This is a genomic window from Synechococcus sp. WH 8109, from assembly GCF_000161795.2.
Taxonomy (GTDB): Bacteria; Cyanobacteriota; Cyanobacteriia; order PCC-6307; family Cyanobiaceae; genus Parasynechococcus.
The window spans coordinates 553,296-570,036 of the sequence record NZ_CP006882.1; the positions used below are offsets into that span (position 1 = coordinate 553,296).

Annotated in this window: 19 protein-coding genes, 1 tRNA gene and 1 pseudogene; 6 read left to right on the forward strand and 15 right to left on the reverse strand. The window is 61.7% G+C overall.

Annotated features, from left to right (window positions below; all coding sequences use genetic code 11):
• Positions 1–36: 36 nt before the first annotated feature.
• Together Syncc8109_RS02885 and Syncc8109_RS02890 are read right to left on the reverse strand one after the other, a co-directional pair.
• Positions 37–1,092 (reverse strand): TrkA family potassium uptake protein, encoded by a 1,056-nt coding sequence (locus Syncc8109_RS02885; protein WP_006851461.1) that lies wholly within the window; start codon positions 1,090–1,092, stop codon positions 37–39.
• An 11-nt stretch (positions 1,093–1,103) separates the two neighbouring features.
• Positions 1,104–1,937 carry an ADP-heptose--LPS heptosyltransferase gene (locus Syncc8109_RS02890; protein WP_006852067.1) on the reverse strand — a complete coding sequence of 278 codons (834 nt, stop codon included), beginning with the start codon at positions 1,935–1,937 and terminating at the stop codon, positions 1,104–1,106.
• Between the two features lie 72 nt (positions 1,938–2,009).
• On the opposite strand from Syncc8109_RS02890, the gene ispD reads away from it, so the two are divergent.
• The gene (gene ispD, locus Syncc8109_RS02895; protein ID WP_025362128.1) at positions 2,010–2,690 is read left to right on the forward strand and encodes a 2-C-methyl-D-erythritol 4-phosphate cytidylyltransferase; all 681 of its coding nucleotides are present in this window, start codon (positions 2,010–2,012) and stop codon (positions 2,688–2,690) included.
• Here the strand turns inward: ispD and Syncc8109_RS02900 are convergent.
• Both Syncc8109_RS02900 and Syncc8109_RS02905 read right to left on the reverse strand, forming a co-directional pair.
• The gene (locus Syncc8109_RS02900) at positions 2,674–3,558 is read right to left on the reverse strand and encodes an LD-carboxypeptidase (protein ID WP_006850885.1); all 885 of its coding nucleotides are present in this window, start codon (positions 3,556–3,558) and stop codon (positions 2,674–2,676) included. The two genes, ispD and Syncc8109_RS02900, sit on opposite strands and share 17 nt — an antisense overlap.
• Complete coding sequence (locus Syncc8109_RS02905; RefSeq protein WP_006849742.1) at positions 3,558–4,451, reverse strand: 4-hydroxybenzoate polyprenyltransferase; 894 nt, start codon at positions 4,449–4,451, stop codon at positions 3,558–3,560. Before Syncc8109_RS02905 ends, Syncc8109_RS02900 begins: the two co-directional genes overlap by 1 nt.
• A gap of 87 nt (positions 4,452–4,538) precedes the next feature.
• On the opposite strand from Syncc8109_RS02905, the gene Syncc8109_RS02910 reads away from it, so the two are divergent.
• Positions 4,539–6,176 carry a Ppx/GppA phosphatase family protein gene (locus tag Syncc8109_RS02910; RefSeq protein WP_045172876.1) on the forward strand — a complete coding sequence of 546 codons (1,638 nt, stop codon included), beginning with the start codon at positions 4,539–4,541 and terminating at the stop codon, positions 6,174–6,176.
• Here the strand turns inward: Syncc8109_RS02910 and Syncc8109_RS02915 are convergent.
• The 6 genes from Syncc8109_RS02915 to petC form a co-directional block, all read right to left on the reverse strand.
• Positions 6,160–6,936 (reverse strand): RodZ family helix-turn-helix domain-containing protein, encoded by a 777-nt coding sequence (locus Syncc8109_RS02915; RefSeq protein WP_006851759.1) that lies wholly within the window; start codon positions 6,934–6,936, stop codon positions 6,160–6,162. The genes Syncc8109_RS02910 and Syncc8109_RS02915 overlap by 17 nt on opposite strands.
• 100 nt (positions 6,937–7,036) lie before the next feature.
• Positions 7,037–7,108: transfer RNA gene (locus Syncc8109_RS02920), tRNA-Val, on the reverse strand.
• Positions 7,109–7,133: 25 nt separating this feature from the next.
• Positions 7,134–7,895: a precorrin-4 C(11)-methyltransferase gene (gene cobM / locus Syncc8109_RS02925; protein ID WP_006851325.1), complete on the reverse strand. Its 762-nt coding sequence runs from the start codon at positions 7,893–7,895 to the stop codon at positions 7,134–7,136.
• On the reverse strand, positions 7,892–8,770 hold the full coding sequence (lgt, locus tag Syncc8109_RS02930; RefSeq protein ID WP_006850976.1) for a prolipoprotein diacylglyceryl transferase: 879 nt from the start codon (positions 8,768–8,770) through the stop codon (positions 7,892–7,894). The genes cobM and lgt overlap by 4 nt, the downstream gene beginning before the upstream one ends.
• Before the next feature lie 5 nt (positions 8,771–8,775).
• Positions 8,776–9,711, reverse strand: a complete 936-nt coding sequence (petA, locus tag Syncc8109_RS02935; RefSeq protein ID WP_006850204.1) for a cytochrome f — start codon at positions 9,709–9,711, stop codon at positions 8,776–8,778.
• Between the two features lie 38 nt (positions 9,712–9,749).
• The gene (gene petC, locus Syncc8109_RS02940) at positions 9,750–10,286 is read right to left on the reverse strand and encodes a cytochrome b6-f complex iron-sulfur subunit (protein ID WP_006850760.1); all 537 of its coding nucleotides are present in this window, start codon (positions 10,284–10,286) and stop codon (positions 9,750–9,752) included.
• A gap of 47 nt (positions 10,287–10,333) precedes the next feature.
• Here petC and Syncc8109_RS02945 point away from each other — a divergent pair, with 47 nt between their 5' ends.
• A complete protein-coding gene (locus Syncc8109_RS02945; protein WP_006851904.1) occupies positions 10,334–10,750 on the forward strand; it encodes a DUF3067 family protein in 417 nt (138 codons plus the stop codon).
• Here the strand turns inward: Syncc8109_RS02945 and tatC are convergent.
• Positions 10,731–11,435, reverse strand: a complete 705-nt coding sequence (gene tatC / locus Syncc8109_RS02950) for a twin-arginine translocase subunit TatC (RefSeq protein WP_170950543.1) — start codon at positions 11,433–11,435, stop codon at positions 10,731–10,733. The genes Syncc8109_RS02945 and tatC overlap by 20 nt on opposite strands.
• 125 nt (positions 11,436–11,560) lie before the next feature.
• Positions 11,561–13,288, reverse strand: a complete 1,728-nt coding sequence (locus Syncc8109_RS02955) for an NFACT family protein (RefSeq protein WP_006849612.1) — start codon at positions 13,286–13,288, stop codon at positions 11,561–11,563.
• A 38-nt stretch (positions 13,289–13,326) separates the two neighbouring features.
• Here Syncc8109_RS02955 and gmk point away from each other — a divergent pair, with 38 nt between their 5' ends.
• Positions 13,327–13,884, forward strand: a complete 558-nt coding sequence (gmk, locus tag Syncc8109_RS02960; protein ID WP_006850513.1) for a guanylate kinase — start codon at positions 13,327–13,329, stop codon at positions 13,882–13,884.
• An 84-nt stretch (positions 13,885–13,968) separates the two neighbouring features.
• On the opposite strand, the gene psaJ is transcribed toward gmk, so the two are convergent.
• Together psaJ and Syncc8109_RS02970 are read right to left on the reverse strand one after the other, a co-directional pair.
• The gene (gene psaJ, locus Syncc8109_RS02965) at positions 13,969–14,085 is read right to left on the reverse strand and encodes a photosystem I reaction center subunit IX (protein WP_006850741.1); all 117 of its coding nucleotides are present in this window, start codon (positions 14,083–14,085) and stop codon (positions 13,969–13,971) included.
• 32 nt (positions 14,086–14,117) lie between these two features.
• Complete coding sequence (locus Syncc8109_RS02970) at positions 14,118–14,594, reverse strand: photosystem I reaction center subunit III (protein ID WP_006851668.1); 477 nt, start codon at positions 14,592–14,594, stop codon at positions 14,118–14,120.
• 77 nt (positions 14,595–14,671) lie between these two features.
• Between Syncc8109_RS02970 and tsaD the strand changes: the two genes are divergently transcribed.
• Entirely contained in the window at positions 14,672–15,745 is a 1,074-nt protein-coding gene (tsaD, locus tag Syncc8109_RS02975; protein ID WP_006850321.1) for a tRNA (adenosine(37)-N6)-threonylcarbamoyltransferase complex transferase subunit TsaD, read from the forward strand.
• Positions 15,746–15,763: 18 nt separating this feature from the next.
• On the forward strand, positions 15,764–15,964 hold the full coding sequence (locus tag Syncc8109_RS02980) for a hypothetical protein (RefSeq protein WP_006851084.1): 201 nt from the start codon (positions 15,764–15,766) through the stop codon (positions 15,962–15,964).
• Positions 15,965–16,024: 60 nt separating this feature from the next.
• Here Syncc8109_RS02980 and Syncc8109_RS02985 read toward each other — a convergent pair.
• Positions 16,025–16,708, reverse strand: a pseudogene (locus Syncc8109_RS02985) (type IV pilus twitching motility protein PilT); the annotation flags it as partial.
• Between the last annotated feature and the right edge of the window lie 33 nt (positions 16,709–16,741).

Sequence of the window (16,741 nt, forward strand, 5' to 3'; positions counted from 1 at the left end):
TGATCGGAGGATCGTACGGAGCCGTCGTCATCTAGCTCAACCCGGCATGGTTTCAATCGTGTCGACGGCCTCCCCAAGTAACGACTGAAAGGTGGCGAGCTGGGTTTTGCTCCCAAGCACGATCAGGAGTTGCCCCGGTGCCATCTGGGTGTCGCCGCCTGGATTGGCGATCAGCTTTCCGTTCTCCCGGATCGCCAGCACCATGGCCCCACTGCGACGGCCCAGCTCCAGTTCCGCCAGGCTCCGCCCGCGGATCTCCATCAGGTGCCGAGGGTCGTGACTCAGCTGGAATTCCTCGATTTCATAGTCGGAGCCCGCCAACAGCTCCATGAAGTTGAGGGCCAGCGGTCGCAGCGCCGAAGCGGCCATGACCCGACCGCCGGCTACATAGGGACTGACCACCACAGTGGCGCCCGCCAGCCGCAGCTTTGAGGCGGCTTCATCGCTGTTGGCGCGGGCAATCAAGCGGCAATCCGGTCGTAGGTCCTTGGCGCTGAGGATCACGTACAGATTGGAGGCATCGCTGGGTAGGGCGGCCACGAGGCTGCAGCAGCGTTCCAGACCTGCGTCCAGCAGGGTTTCATCGAGGGTTGCATCGGCCTGAAGAACCCAAATGCCATTTTCGTCTGCCACTGCGCGTCGTTCTGGATCGGTTTCGATCACCACGAGGGGCACCTCGTCCCGTTGCAGTTGGGCTGCAATCTCCTGCCCGATCCGGCCGTAGCCGCAAAGAATCACGTGGTCGTGAAGGCCTTCCAGCATGCGGAGAAAGCGGAACTCCCGCAGTCTGCGGAAATATCCCGACTCCTTCAGCCCGAGAACGCGCTGAATGGCCAGTTGCACAACCACCAAGCCACCCACCACGATCAAGACGGTGACCAGGCGGCCTGGAGGTGAAAGCGGGGCGACTTCTCCAAAACCGATGGTGCTGATGGTGATCAGCACCATCCAGAGGCAATCGCCCCAGTCCCAGCCCTCCGTGATCCGATAACCGAGGGCACCCGCGAAGATCACAGCACTGAGGGCACTTATGGGCCCCCGCCATGGAGCCGTGATCAACTTCAGCTGTCCCCTGGCTCGGCGCCGCCTCATAGGACGTCTCCTCAGAAACCGAGGGCCGTCAGTACATCACTGCTCTGCAGCTTGGTGAGCTCCTGCGGGCGGCTGAGGCAGCGGATCTCCTGGCGCTCGGGAAGGTCTGCGGCCTCGGCTCCGAGGGCAACCAGGGGGGTGCCGCAATAGGTCGCCAGGCGCTGGGACACCGGGCAGCTGCTGAGAACGACATCGGCATTGGCCACCAAGGCCGCCCGTTTGGTCAGGCTGAGCTCGGCTGGCAGCACCATGCTGCGCAGCGCCGGTAGGCGGCTTTTGATCGTTTCAGGCAGCTGGTGCCATTCCGCTGCAGGCCAGTCATCCCCCTGGCCGGATGGAGACAGCAGCAGCAGGGGGCCGTCGCCGCTGGGCAGTGCTTCACGGGCTTCCTCAAGAGCCTCTGCCGCCAGGGGCAGCCGGAACTGATCGGCCTCGAGATCAAGGCCCAGGGCTTGAAGGAAGGGGTTAAGACGCTGCGCCGTCCAGCCGGGACCGACGTTGACCTGATCGGTGCAGGCAAATCCCTCAATCGCCAACCGTTTGGGAATATGGCTCATCGACAGCATCAGGTTCACCTGCTGCCCTTCAGCGAGGTTGATGCAGATCTGAAAGTCGGGTTCGCGCACACAACCGAGCAGGTTGGCCCAGTCCGCAAGGGTTGGGTTGGCCTCGAAGCTGAACGGCAACAGCTTTTCCAGGCACGGCAGAAGCTTCCATGGAGCTGCCTGCTGGGGGTCGCAGGCCACCTGCAGGCTGGCGTTGAGCTTCTGGCAGATGTCGGCCAGAGCCGGTAGACGGTCAAGCTGGTCTTCGAGCGAACCCGGGCTCAGGGCAAGAACTCGCATGCAGCGCCGCCATCCATGGTGCGAGCTGATTGTATGGAGGTCGTTTACGCCTGTCTGGGGCAGGAGTCGATTGTGCATCTGTTGATTGCTGCGGCGGGAAGCGGTCGGCGCATGGGTGCGGATCGCAACAAGCTGCTGCTGCCGTTGGCCGGACGCCCCGTCATTGCCTGGACCCTGGAGGCGGCCCTGCGTTCCGAGCGGATCGAATGGATCGGGATCGTCGGCCAGGAGTTCGATCGAGAGGACATCCTTGCGGTGCTGGACGCACCCAGCAAGCCGGTGCACTGGATCCAGGGGGGCAGCACACGGCAGGAGTCGGTGCTTTGTGGTCTGGCGGGGTTGCCGGAGCAGGCTCGGCACGTCTTGATTCATGACGGCGCCCGCTGTTTGGCTGAACCGGAGTTGTTTGATCGCTGTGCAGCTGTGGTGGAGGCTGGCACGGCGCTGATTGCTGCAACGCCGGTGAGCGATACGATCAAGCGTGTGGGATCTGATGGTGTGATTCGCGATACGCCGGATCGATCGGAGCTTTGGGCTGCGCAGACGCCGCAGGGCTTTGCCGTTGATCAGCTGCGTCGCGGCCACGCAGAGGCGGTTGCCCAGGGCTGGACGGTCACCGACGATGCGTCGTTGTACGAGCGTTTGGGGTGGCCTGTACAGGTCTTGGATGCCGGCCCCGCCAATATCAAGGTCACAACGCCGTTTGACCTCACCGTGGCGGAGGCGGTGCTCGCCCTCAGGTCAGCAGGCTGAGCCGGCCGCTTTGGCCGTCGATGCGTGCCATCGCCCCCATGGGAAGGGCTGCGTTGCCGGATCGGTGACCAATGGGCAGGTTCATTACTCTGGGAATGCCGAGATCGGCTGTGCGCTCTTCAAGAACCTGCTCAAGGTTGAAGCTTTCGGAGGCATCTCTGGTTTCGTCGGCGCACCCTTCAAAATTGCCAAATGCCAGACCCGCTAGGCCTTGCAAGCTGCCATTCAGCCTCCACTGAGTCAGCATCCGATCAATTCGGTAAGGCGCTTCACCTACGTCCTCAAGCACCAGAACGGCTCCCTTGAGGGGGGGCACGAAATGGCTTCCCAATAGGTGTGTGGCCACGGTCAGATTGGCCACGAGCAGGGGACCACTCCCCACCCCGCCGCCACCACCCCGACCTTGCAGGTCAGGGACGGTGTTGCCGAAGAGCAGGTTGCGCAAGCGGTCACGGCTCCATTGCGGCTCCTCCGCAAGTGTTGTGAGCAAGGGGCCATGGATGCCCCCTGCAAACCCTGCTGCCTGGCGGGCCCACAGCAGAGCTGTCACGTCGGAAAAGCCCAGCAGCCAGCCGCTTTGCCAGCGGATGGGCTGCTCCAGCAGCCGAGCAGCCCCCCATCCACCGCGGGCACAGGCGAGCAGCGCTGCGGGTTCGGCCGGATGCAGATCAGCATGGCGCGTGTCATCGCGTCCTGCGAAGTAGCCCCAACGTCGGCTGGCCAAGGTCTGGGGTTGAACATCGAGGCCCCAGCTCTGCAGGACAGCAATGCCCTCTTGCAGCTTGATGTCGTTCTGCAGGGCTGAACTGGCGGCCACACAGGCCACACGGTCTCCTGTTCGGAGCGGAGGAGCCGGGGTGATGCGCATCAGGCTCCCCATCCCCTGGCCAGAACCAGGCCGAGCCAGAGCAGCGTCCCTGCCTGCACCTGCTGGGCAAAGTGCTTCCCGTAGGTGCCCATGGAGGCATCCTGTTGGTTCAAGGGGTTGCAGCTGAGCTGCATGAAAACGGCAGCAAGCAACCAGAGAGGCCAGAACGGTGCTGGGATCTGAGCCGACCAGGCCGCCATGGCAAGGGTGATGGCTGTCGCGAGGTAGCAGCCCCGCACCACAGGAACCACGCGGGATCCGAGGCTCAGGGCGCTGCTGCGCAGGCCGAGGCTGGCATCGTCACGTCGGTCGGCCATGGCATAGACCGTGTCGAAGCCAAACGTCCAGACCACGGTTGTCAGCCAACTGCAGACCAGGGCAGGACTCCAACTCAAGGAGGCCGTTGCCGCGGCCCAGGGGATCAGCACTGCGAAGCCCCAGCACAGCGCCAGGATCGCCTGGGGGAAGGCGAACCACCGCTTTGCCGATGGATAGCCGAGGATCGGCAGCACGGCCGTGCAGGCCAAGGCGAGACAGAGCCTGAGGCTGTCGGCCGGCAGACTCAGCACAACAGCCAGGCTGAGGCCCAGCAAGATCAGCAGCAAAGCGAAGGCTGGCCCTCGCTGCAGTGCACCTCTGGCCAGAGGCCGATGTTGTGTGCGTTCCACCTGGCAGTCGAAGCGCTGGTCCCACAGGTCATTGGCGATGCAGCCTGCTCCGCTCACCGCCAGGCCTCCCAGCAGGATCTGCAGGATCAGCACAACACTGGGGGGAGCGCTTGGATTCAGCCAGAGGGCCCAGCCTGCTGGAATCAGCAGTATCAGCCGGCCGGTTGGTTTGTTCCAGCGGAGCAGTTCGATCCAGGGCTGAAGACGGGCAGAGCTGCTGATCACAATCAACGGGATTTGAAGAACCCTAGTCAGGGTCTGATGGCCTCGGCCGTCAGTGGCAGAGTGGATTTCATTGCCGCTCTGACGTTGATGCTGGATGCCAAGGCCCCGGCCCAGCCAACGGAACAGAACAACGGCGTGTTGCAGGCAGTGGACGCTGATCTGCGTCGGATCGCCGCCATCGATATCGGGACCAATTCCTTTCATCTTCTGGTGGCAGCCGTTGATCCGAAGCTGCGCACGTTTCGGATCATCCAGGCCGAAAAGGCCACCACGCGTTTGGGGGAGCGTGATCCTGAGACCGGTGAGCTGACCGAGGCGGCGATGCAACGGGGGCTGGAAACCCTCCGCCAGTTCAGAGATCTCGCCGCCAGTAACCGGGTTGAGCAGATCGTCACAGCGGCGACGAGTGCCGTTCGTGAAGCACCCAATGGTCGCGATTTCCTCCAGGCCATCCTCGAAGAGCCGGGGATGGAGGTGGATTTGGTCAGCGGCCCCGAGGAGGCCCGGCTGATCTATCTGGGCGTCCTCTCAGGAATGCCGTTTGGAGATCGTCCGCATCTTCTGCTCGACATCGGCGGTGGCTCCACGGAACTGATCCTTGCCGATGGTCGTGATGCCCGCGCCCTGACCAGCACCCGTGTGGGGGCTGTGCGACTCCAGCGGGACTTTGTTCGGGATGATCCGATGCCCCCTCAACGTCGATCGTTCCTGCAGGCCTTCATTCAGGGGTCGCTTGAACCTGCGGTCGACAAAGTGCGTCGCAGGATCAAACCCGGTGAAACCCCTGTTTTGGTGGCCACCAGCGGTACGGCAATGGCGATTGGCTCCCTTGCGGCGAGTGAGGAGGAGCGCCCACCCCGCAAATTGCATGGGTACCGCGTCACCCAGCGGCGCCTGAACAAGGTGGTTGATCGTCTGATCACGATGACCCCTGCGCAGCGACGGGCGTTGGCTCCCATCAATGACCGTCGGGCCGAAATCATCGTTCCCGGTGCGCTGATCCTGCAAACCACCATGAAGATGCTGGGTGTGGAGGACTTCCTGCTCAGTGAGCGGGCGCTCAGGGAAGGTTTGATCGTTGATTGGATGCTTCGCCAGGGTCTTCTGGAAGACCGCTTCAGCTTCCAAAGCAGCATCAGGCAACGCACCGTGATTCATCAAGTGCAGCGCTTTGCGGTGAACCAGAGCAGGGCTGAACGGGTCGCCAGCCATGCCCTAAGCCTCTACGACGCCACGCGAGGCGTGATGCATGACGACAGTGGCGAAGGGCGCGAACTGCTTTGGGCTGCCGCCATGCTCCATACCTGTGGCCAGCACATCAACATCAGCGCTTACCACAAGCACACCTGGTACTTGATTCGTCATGGTGAGCTGCTGGGCTATTCCGAGGCGGAGCACCTGATGGTGGCGGCCATTGCTCGTTATCACCGCCGCAGCCTGCCGAAGAAACGCCATGAGTCCTGGCAGCTTGTGGCCTCCCGAGACAACCGTCGTTGTGTTAATCAGATGGCCCTGCTGCTGCGCTTGGCCGCGGCTCTGGATCGCAGGCCTGAGCCGGTGATCTCAGCACTCCGCATTCATGCGGTGAAGGGATCTCTGGATCTGGAGATCGTCCCTGAGCGGGTCAACCAGAACGTCAGCCTTGAACAGTGGAGTTTGGAAAGCTGCGCTGAGATGGTGAAGGAGGCGGTTGGCGTGAATCTGTGCGTCAGGGTGCAGGGCTGAGAGGGATCCAGCGGATGTCATCCACAGCGCCAAGAGTTCGTGTCTCGGCGTTGGGAGAACTCAGCTGGACCAGATCAGGCCGACCGGCGTAGATCTCCACCAGATCGGGATTGTCAATCCTGCGCTCACCGTTCAGCAGCCCTTCGAATTCCACAATTCCCTCACGCCGTAGGGCGATCCAGCTGGGTTCGCTGCTGCTGATCGTGAGGCCCAGGTCTCCGGTTGGTGGCGCTGGAACGATGAGGGCATCGCGCTCATCTGCAACCTTGGTCACCTCCAGATCGGTTTCGCTTGGCTCAAGGGTTGGATTGGAAGACTTCAACCCCTGGGGGAAGCGCGTCTGCTCGTAGGCGTTGCTCCACACAACAAAGCCAAGGCCAGCAAGCCCAGCGAGGGCCACAAGGGGAAGCGGATTGAATTTTCTCTGTTTATGAGGGGTGATGCCCCGCGTTGTTGCCAGGGAAGTCGCCCGTTTGGGCGGCATCGTGGTTAGGGGGCCGAGGGTCTGAACCATGGCGTCAGCATCCAAACCCAGATGCGAACTGATCCGGCGCACCATGGCCTTGATGAACACAGGTTCAGGCAGTTCGGCTTGATCGCCCCGTTCCAATGCTGCCAGCTGCTCCTCGCCCATGTGCAGCTGGCTGGCGAGCTGGTTCTGGGTCAGGCCTGAAGCAGACCGTGACTCGGCCAACTGTCGCCCTGCTTCAACCAGGCCCGTGGCTTTGCCTTGGTCGTCCGCAAGACTCCGCTCGTTCATCAAGGGATCAATCGACCTAGTTCAAAACCGAACTTAGGGCCATAACACAGTGCAGTCAGCGCCTGATGAATACCGAAGGATTAAATCCCACCAAAAAATATGGGCGATACTGGATTCGAACCAGTGACCCCTTCCGTGTGAAGGAAGTGCGCTACCACTGTGCTAATCGCCCGCATAAATTGATCTTAAACCACCGCCTATTGGGGTTTTGGACGGAACAGATGGTCGTGGTCAGGCGAGTAAAGCCGTGAGCGCTGAGGACCACCGGCAAGGGCCGGACTCACCACATATAGCGTTGTGCGAATAAATTTGCGCTCTCGACTAACCGCAGCCATCTCCCTGAGAGGGACCACGGTGAGCATCTGATCAGGCCAGCTCACCCGATGTCCGATGGCTACTGGCGTGTCGGCGGGGTAGTGCTCCAGAAGGGTGGTTTGCACCTCTTCAACGTGTCGTGCACTCAGATAGATGCAAAGGCTGGCGCGTAGGGCGGCTAGCCGATCCAGCTGTTCCCGTTCCGGCACGCCGGTGCGACCTCCAGCGCGACTGAGAACAATGGTTTGCACCACGCCTGGAAGGGTGAGTTCGCTGGCGAGTCCGGCGGCTGCCGCTTGGTAAGCGCTGATCCCGGGGATCACTTCCACGGGGATTTCGGCGTCGCTTAGGGCGCAGATCTGTTCATTGATGGCGCTGTACAGCGCAGTGTCTCCATCGTGGAGCCGCACCACCCGTTTGCCCTGACGCTGCCGATCGATTAGCAGCGGGATCAGCTCTTCGAGCGTGGTCATGCTGGTACGGATGCGTTCGCAATCCGCCGGCGCCAGATCGGCGATGGCTGGACATACGAGTGAATCGGTCCAGATCAGCACTTCGGCCTTGTTGAGGCGTTCAGCCGCGCGAAGAGTGAGAAGGTCTGGAGCACCGGGGCCTGCGCCTACGAAACTGACAACGTGACTCAACTGCGTTGGCCTGACGGATCAGGCAGGGGTCGCTTCCGTTGATATAGCCACCAAAGCCCCAGTACGCCGAGCGCGACCAGGGTGCAACTCATCAATTGGGCGATGCGGATTCCTCCATCGCAAGCCGGTGGAAGCGAACCGATGCAGAGAGGATCAATGCGCAGACCTTCGATCCAGACACGGCCAAGGCTGTATCCCACCAAATACACACAACTCATGGCGCCCGATGGGAGCATCCCAGGAGCTTTGAGTCCGCGGCGAAAGAGCAGCATCAGCAGTCCGAAGAGCAGCAGGTTCCAGATCGATTCGTAGAGGAACGTCGGGTGGAAAAACTCCGACGTGCTGTACATCACAGGACGGCTCTGCAACGGGATGAACAGCTTCCATGGCAGGTCAGTTGGGACCCCGAAGGCCTCTGAATTGAAGAAATTCCCCCAGCGACCGATGGCCTGTCCCAAGGCCACGGAGGGAACCAACACATCCAGCACATCCCAGAAAGGTTGCCGGCGCCAGCGGCAGAACAGGATCAGCGTGATTGTTCCCGCCAGCAAAGCACCGTGGATGGCAATCCCTCCTTCCCAGATGGCCAGGGCCTTGAGCGGGTTGGAGGCGTAGTTGTGCCACTCGAATGCCACGTAGTAAATCCGTGCTCCGATCACGGCAAACAGCACGAGCACGGGCAAGAGATCGCTGATCAGGCCGTTCTCAAGCTGTCGAAGCTTGGCCAGTCGGCTGGAGAGGTTCAGTCCAATCAAGACGGCTGTTGCAATCAGCAGCCCATACCAACGCAGGGGAAGGAACCAGTTTTGGGTGTGAGGCAAAAATTCCCCTGGCGACTGGAAGGTCGCCAGGGGAAACAGGGCTTCAACAGCCATAGCGATCAGAAGTTGCCTTCAGCTGCCTGAACTTTCTCGATCTGCTTCTTCTTCAGCACCAGCATGATCTGAGCCAGAGCCACAGCCGCGAAGAAGGCGAGCAGGCCATAGATCCGAACAGGGTTCTGCAGAACAATCTCTGCGTCCACCTGGCCGAAGCCGCCCACGTTGGGGTCGTTGGTCAGGGCAGCACCGGCTTCGATGCTGTCGCCAACGCTGAACAGAACCTCAGGACCAACCGGAATGGTCTCACTCACGCTGCTGCCGTCAGCGGCCTTGATGCTGACCACGCTGGCGCCGTTGTCGCCGGGTTCGATGGAGGCAATGGTGCCGCTGGCAGGAGCCGTGTAGACGGTGTTGTTGCTCTTCTCACCGGTGGGATACACCTGGCCACGGCCGCGGTTACCACCCACGTGGATTTGGTATTTGCCGAAGTGGATGTTGCTGTCGGTGGCGGGATCAGGCGACAGGACAGGGAAGACGATCTCTTGGTGCTCGTCACCAGGAATCGGTCCCACCAGCAGGATGTTGGGCTGGTCGTCGCTGTACTGCGTGAAATAGACGCCTTCCGTTTCTTCCTTGATCTCTTCGGTCCAGCGGTCCTGAGGAGCCAGGGTAAAGCCATCAGGAAGCATCACAACAGCGCCCACCTGCAGACCCACATCGCTGCCGTCCGCACCGATCTCCTTAAGGTCCTTTTCGTAAGGAACCTTGACACTGGCGGTGAAGACGCTGTCGGGGAGGACCGATTGGGGAACTTCAGCCTGGGTCAGCTTTTTGGCTAGGTGGCAGTTGGCGCATACAATCTTGCCGGTGGCTTCACGTGGGCTGTCGTAGTTCTGTTGAGCCCAGAAGGGGTATGCCCAGCTGGCAGACGGAGCGATCAGCAGAGCCAGTCCGATGACCAGCGATCCAAGGAAAAGCGAAAGGTGACGACGCATGGGACGGTGAGGGGATGCAGGCGTAGGGAAGGGAAAGATCAGGCCCACCAGGGCTTGTCGCCAGTTCGGAAGTCGGTCTCGGTCCACTGGCTCACGAACACGTTGTCGTTCTCCACGCTGACGTTCGCCAGGGCCAGGGAGAGAGGTGCAGGGCCACGGACCACTTTGCCGGTGGCGTCGTACTGACTGCCATGGCAAGGGCACATGAACTTGTTGGCGCCGCTGTTCCAGGGAACAACGCAACCGAGGTGGGTGCAGATGGCGTTGATGCCGTAGCTGCCGATGGCGTCTTCACCTTCGACGATCAAGTAAGTGGGATCACCCTTGAGGCCCTGCACCAGGCTGCGATCGCCCTCGGGGTGGCTGGAGAGCCAACCGCTGGCTGTAATCGGGTTGCCCAGCTCATCCTTGGCACTGGTGCCTCCGCCACTGCCCGCGGCCTTGGGGGGGATGAAGTAATTCGCCACCGGGTAGAGAGCCCCCAGGGCCACCCCGGTGACAGAGCCGAACGTCAGCAGATTCATGAACTGCCGACGACCCATTCCGGGCACATCGCTCGAGGAGAGTTGGGTCATGGCGGACGTTCATCCAGCTCGGATTGCCGACCATTATGGATGCTTAAGTGCCTGTCAAGCTTTGCAACGACAGGCGTCTTCCTGCCCCTGCCGCTCCTGCTTCTGTGCTTGATATCGCCAATGCCCTGCCCGAGCCGCCGCTCAGTGTCGACGAGGTGATGGCCTGTCTACGCCAGCGCTGGAGGGCGACTTACGACCTTCAGCTGGTGGTTCGACGTCGTCGTTTGTACCTCCAGGTGATGTGGGCCTATCTCGAGCAACAGTCGTTTCCGATGGACCTTGAGGCCTATCGGCAGCATCTCGGTGAAGTGCTGGATGTTGTGAATCGTCTTGGTTTGGCGAGTGAGGTGCGCCAATGGCTTGATTCCACCCGTGACAAACCCCGTCTTGGTAAGGCGTTGAGTCTTCCGCTGGAGGCGACAGGGCCGGAGGCGGAAACGCTGATCAAGGAGTTTCTGGTCTGAAGGATTCGGTCAGGGCCACCAGGCCGACGCCGATCAGGAATAGTGCCGTGATCGCTCCAGCTAGCAGCAGCATCGTGATCGGATCGGTGGATGGCGTCAGCACAGCTCCAGCCAGGGCGGAACCCAGCACCACCCAGCGCCAGGCCCCAAGCATCGGCCTCCAGCGCACCAGCCCCAGGGCCCCGAGGAGCAGTTGCAGAACAGGGAGCTGAAACGCCAGCCCGGTGGCCAGCATCAGTAGCAGAACAAAATCCAGATAACGCTCGATTGACCAGAGCGGCTCCACCACATCTGCGCCGTAGCTCACCAAAAAACGAAGGGCTGCTGGCACCAGGGCCCACCAGGCAAAGGCCAGGCCCGCCATGAACAGAACCGCTGAGCCGGCGACGGCAGGGGCAATTAGGCGTCGTTCGCGGATCGTCAGGCCCGGCAGCACGAAGGCCAGGATCTGAAACAGCACGTAGGGCAGGGCCAGGGTGAGGCCGGCGTAGCCGGCCACCTTCAGCGAGACGAATAAAAACTCGCCCGGCGCGAGTTGAAGAAAATGAATTCCGCTGGCTGGCGCTTCCAGCAGGCGCACCAGCGGTTTAACCCCCAGCAGGCAGGTCAGCGCTGCAACAACAACGGCCAACAAGCTGCGCAAAACACGTTGACGCAGTTCCTCTAGGTGATCCACCAGAGGCATCTCCACCTCATTGGGCAGATCGGCATCGCCAGGTGCCCTCCCAATGCGAATGGGTGGTGGTGGTTGCAGAGCTGGGGGACCTTCGGGGCGCTCAGACACGGACGCAGGGCGGGCGGCGCAACAGGTCAGCCCGAATGTGGGCTCAGGCTAGGGGCAAGCAGCCGCTCTTCCGCGCCCTGGGGATCCCCCCAGCGGATTTCAGCTTGTCCATGGCGCACGGTTCCCGGGCCGGCACCGGGAATGCGCTGCAGCTGATCGGTGGGCACCATCACCACCGCCACCCGCGTGTTGCCCCGAGCGCGGCTGAAATAAGCCGCTAGATCCGTTGCCATCGCCAGGTCGGATTCCTCGGCTAGCCCGTTGGAGCTCTTCAACACCACGTGACTGCCCGGGCATTCCTGGGCGTGAAACCAGAGGTCACCACTGCGGGCCTGGCGCAGCGAGATCCAGTCGTTCTGGCGGTGATTCCGCCCCACCTGCACCTTGAGGCCTCCAGGAGTGTTCAGTTCCAGCGGCTTGGGCTGGTCCCGTTGACGCTGCTGTCGCATGCTGCGACGGCGTTCCTTGGGCTGCAACAGCTCATCGAGTTCCTCCCGCAGATCATTCAGGGCGGCGAGGCGCGCCGGGCCGTCCTGCCAGGTTGCGCTCAGTTGATCCTCGATGAAGGTTTCGCTCGCGCTGATCAGCTCAAGACGTTGCTGATGGTGCTCCAGCCGCTGCTCAAGGATCGGGCGCGATCTACGCAGTTTTTTGGCCCGGCGATAGAGCGACTGGGCTTCATCGACCTGGTCGCGACTTGGGTTGCCAAGGCAGAGGAGGGCATCCGCCTGGCGTTGAAGAGCCCCGTGCCCGTCGGTGGCCTTCAGGCGCTGGCGTTGGTCCTGCTGGGCTGCATGTTCTTTGCTCCGCCAACGCTCCAGGCGTTGACGCAGGTCTTGGCTGACCCGTGCCAGGGCCCGTTGCTCTTGGCATTGTTGGTGCAGGGATCCCAGGGTGAGCGCCAGAGCGGGCTGTGGATGCACTTCACCCCGGGGAGACCCCCAGACTCGGTAACGACCGTCGTTCTCCACCACTAGTGCGAACTGTTCACGCTCGAGCTGGTCCAACCAGAGTGACCAGCGCTCAAAGAGGTGGCACCAGTGACGTGCATCCAGGCTGTCCACCGGGGTGTTCAGATGGTCACCGGCGAGCTGTAGAGCAAGGGCTGGGCTGATCCCCTGATAGGTCTGCTGCAGGGCCTTGCGCAGGGGGATCGGGACGAGAGAGAGCCGCTCCTTCCAGCGTTCAAAGCCCTCCGTTGGATCCGGTGCCAACCCCTGCAGCATCGGGGGGGGGCTGTAGGAATCACCGGTGGAGAGAGGGCGCACGCGGGACTGATGGTCCCGGACCTGTCGCCCCAGGGCAATGATCCCGCGCTGCTCATCCAGCAGCAGCAGGTTGCTGTGCCGTCCCATCAGCTCCAGCACGAGGACCCGCTGGATCGGTTCCCCAGGGCGTTGGGCAAACCGGAATTCCACCACCCGTTCAAAACCGCTCTGGTGGAGCTCCACCAGAGCCAGCTGGCGGAGGCTGTGTTGCAACTGTTGGGCGAAGGTGCTGCCGCTGCCGCTACGAGGGGGAGGGTTGACCTCCACCAGCCGAGGTGCTTCTGCTTGCCAGCTCAGTTCCAGCCACACCATCCCCTTGAGGCTGCGGCATCCCAGTTGAATCGTCGCCGGGTCCGGTTGTTGGGCCTTCTCAAAGCGGCTGGGCACCAGCTTTGGGCGCAGATCCCAGAGCACCGCGCGAAGCGTGGTGAGATCCATTGGCTGCAGGCTGGTGGAGGCGATCACCTGGAGCACCGGGCGGGGCATTGGGGCTTCCTACTCTGCTGACCCACGCAGACGCCGCGATGTCCACCAGTGGAAAGCTCACCTTGATCACCGGCCCCAGTGGAGTCGGCAAGGGAACGCTGGTGAAGCAGCTGCTGGAACGGCATCCCCAGATTTGGCTGTCGGTGTCGGCCACCACCCGTTCTCCGCGTCAGGGGGAGCAGGACGGCATCAACTACTTCTTCCAAAGCCGTGCGGGGTTTGAGGCCTTGGTGGAGCAGGGAGGTTTTCTCGAGTGGGCGGAATTCGCGGGGAATTGCTACGGCACGCCCCGAGGTCCTGTTGAAGAACAGATGGCGGCGGGGCGCCCCGTGCTTCTGGAGATTGAGTTGGAAGGTGCCCGCCAGGTCCGTCGCAGTTTTCCGGACGGTTTTCAGATTTTTCTTGCTCCCCCCAGCTTTGAAGAATTGGAGCGCAGGATCCGTGGGCGCGGAACCGATGCGGAGGACGCCATTCAGCGCCGCTTGACTCGCGCTCGCGAGGAACTCAAGGCCCAACAGGAATTCGACGCTGTCGTGATCAATGACGATCTCGAATCAGCGTTGAACCAGGTGGAGAAGCTGATGGGGCTGAGATGACTCGGAGCTGAGTTTCGCAACGGGGGGCAGGCACAAAAAAAGGGAACCCGAAGGTTCCCTTGCCTCTAGAAGATCAACCCAGAATCACATCGGGTGGAAGAGAAGATCGGGGAAGAACCGGTTCCACTCGATCAGGATTCCTGCAGTGGCGGTGAACCAGATGGCTGCAACCACTGGAGCTGCGGTCAGAAACTTGTTCATTGTTGAGGGAGCAATAGATGAAGTCGTTTGAATCAGCGTGGTGAAACGGTCACCTTGCTGTCGTCTTCGAGCAGCTTGCCGCTGGTGAATTCACCGAAAGCAGCTAGAGGCCAGGTGGCAGCAGCCAGAAGGCTCTTGATGGCGATACTGCGATCAATAAAGATTTCGTACTGGGCAGCATTCTTGCCGCGAGTTGCTTTCAGGTACTCACGACCGGCCCAGCCGATGCAGCCGGCGACGTACAGGAACATGATCCCGGGATACACAAAATCACCGGCATGGCTCCAGCGGCCATCGACGATCAGGTGGGGAAGGCCATCCTCACCACAGGAGGCCTGGCTGTACATCTCGAAGCGGGCTTTGGCCTGAGGCGTGGTGGCAGCGGCAGCACGCTGCTGGAAGCGGGCGCTTTCTGAGCAGGGTGTGAGGCCAGCCACATCCGCCTTGACGACGGGGGCGAAGCCGAACACCAGGAGTGCTGAAAGCACGACGGCGAAGAGACGACGCATCGGAACAATTCCTCTGAACGGTGCCCCGAAAGGGCAAGATGTCACAAGTCGGACAGTAGGGGAGGCGCATCGCTTCGATGCATGCAGTGCTTGCCCTCGAAACAAGTTGTGACGAGTCCGCTGCAGCGGTCCTGCGCCGTCACGCGGATGGGCGAATCGACGTTCTGGGGTCGCAAATTGCATCTCAGGTGGAGGAGCATGCCCGCTGGGGTGGTGTGGTGCCCGAAATCGCTTCGCGCCGCCATGTCGAGGCCCTGCCGGGGCTTGTGGATGCCGTTGTTCACGAGGCGGGTGTCGCTCTGGCGCAAATGGATGCCATCGCGGCCACGATCACTCCAGGTCTGGCCGGGGCTCTGATGGTGGCCTCGGTGACTGGCCGCACCCTTGCCGCGCTGCATCAGCGTCCCTTTCTCGGCGTTCATCATCTGGAGGGCCATCTGGCCTCGGTGATGCTTGGAGATGCTCCACCGCAAGCTCCTTATCTAGTTTTGCTGGTGAGCGGGGGCCACACGGAGCTGATCCTGGTGGCTGACGACGGCGGGATGACGCGCCTTGGCCGAAGCCATGACGATGCCGCTGGAGAAGCTTTCGACAAGGTGGCGCGCCTGCTTGGTCTGGGATATCCAGGAGGTCCTGCCATCCAGGCTGTTGCCGAAACGGGTGATGCAACGCGCTTCAGCCTGCCCAAGGGGCGGATTTCATTGCCGGGCGGTGGGTTTCATCCCTACGACTTCTCCTTCAGTGGTCTGAAGACTGCCATGCTCCGAACCGTGGAAACCCTGCGGCAAAACCCCGATCCGCTGCCTCTTGCCGACCTGGCCGCCAGTTTCGAACAGGTGGTGGCTGATGTTCTGGTGCAGCGCAGCCTTCGCTGTGCTGAAGACAATGGTGTTCAGCAACTGGTGATGGTCGGCGGCGTCGCAGCGAACCGTCGTTTGCGCCAAAGCATGCTCGAACAGGGGAAGCAGCGCGGCATAGCTGTCTCTATCGCTCCCCTGGCCTTCTGCACCGACAACGCCGCCATGATCGGAGCTGCGGCCTTGCTGCGTCTGGGCCAGAACACGGCTTGCACCTCTCTTGAATCAGGCGTTGCCGCCCGCTGGCCCTTGGATCAGGCCAATGCGCTTTACACACCAGACCCACCCTTTTAGGAAAGCCTTTTAGGCTTGATGGAGCTCTTCGGTCTCTGCGTCGTGGACCAACCGGAAACCAGATCAGAAGCTCCAGAGCCCGTGGAGGCAGAAGAGCTGAACGCCTGGAAGCGTGGCTTCACTCCACAGGCCGAAATCTGGAACGGCCGTTTGGCGATGATCGGCCTCTCCGCAGGCATTGCTGTAGTTCTTTTGGTGCGTGTGTTCAGCGGTGGCTGATCAGCTTCGGCCCCGCAGGGCCTGAGCCAGGTCATTGGGTTTAAGGCTGACGGCCAACGCTTAATCGCCGTCCGTGCGACCCGTTTCCACCAGGGCCAGCAGCGATTGATTGGTGGTCACCATCCCATCGAACCCTTTGCGTTACATGATTTCCTCAACCTCATCGAGCGCCCCCCGCTGGATGTAGTCCTTGCAGGCATCGGTGTTGATCAGGATGTCGTGATAGGCCGTTCGTTTTGCATCTGTTGTCTTGATCAATCCCTGGGCGATCACCCCCAGCAGCGACTCGGACAACGAACGGCGCACACTCTCCTGCTCTTCAGGCGAATACATGCCGAGGACCTGTTCCACGGTCTTCACCGCAATTGGTGTGCAGGGCTCGAACACCAGGTGGCCGGTCTGGGCCGCTTCGAGGGCCGTGGAGAGGGTTTCCTGATCCCGGATTTCGCCCACCAGAATCACATCGGGGTCTTCCCGCAGGGCAGCCTTCAGCGCGTTGTGGAATCTGAGGGTGTGCAACCCCACTTCCCGGCGCCGGATGAGGGACTTGCGGCTCTAGTGCACGAACTCGACGGGATCCTCGATCGTGAGGATGTTGCGTGCCTCGTTGCGGTTGATCCAATCGATCATGGCCGCCAGGGTTGTGCTTTTGCCGGAGGTCACTAGGGTCAGTCCCATCGGACGGGCCGCGAGGCTCTCCAGCACGCTGGGGAGATTCAGCTGCTCCATGGTGAGGATCGTCTCGCTGCTGGGACTGGCAAGGATTTCTCACTGTTC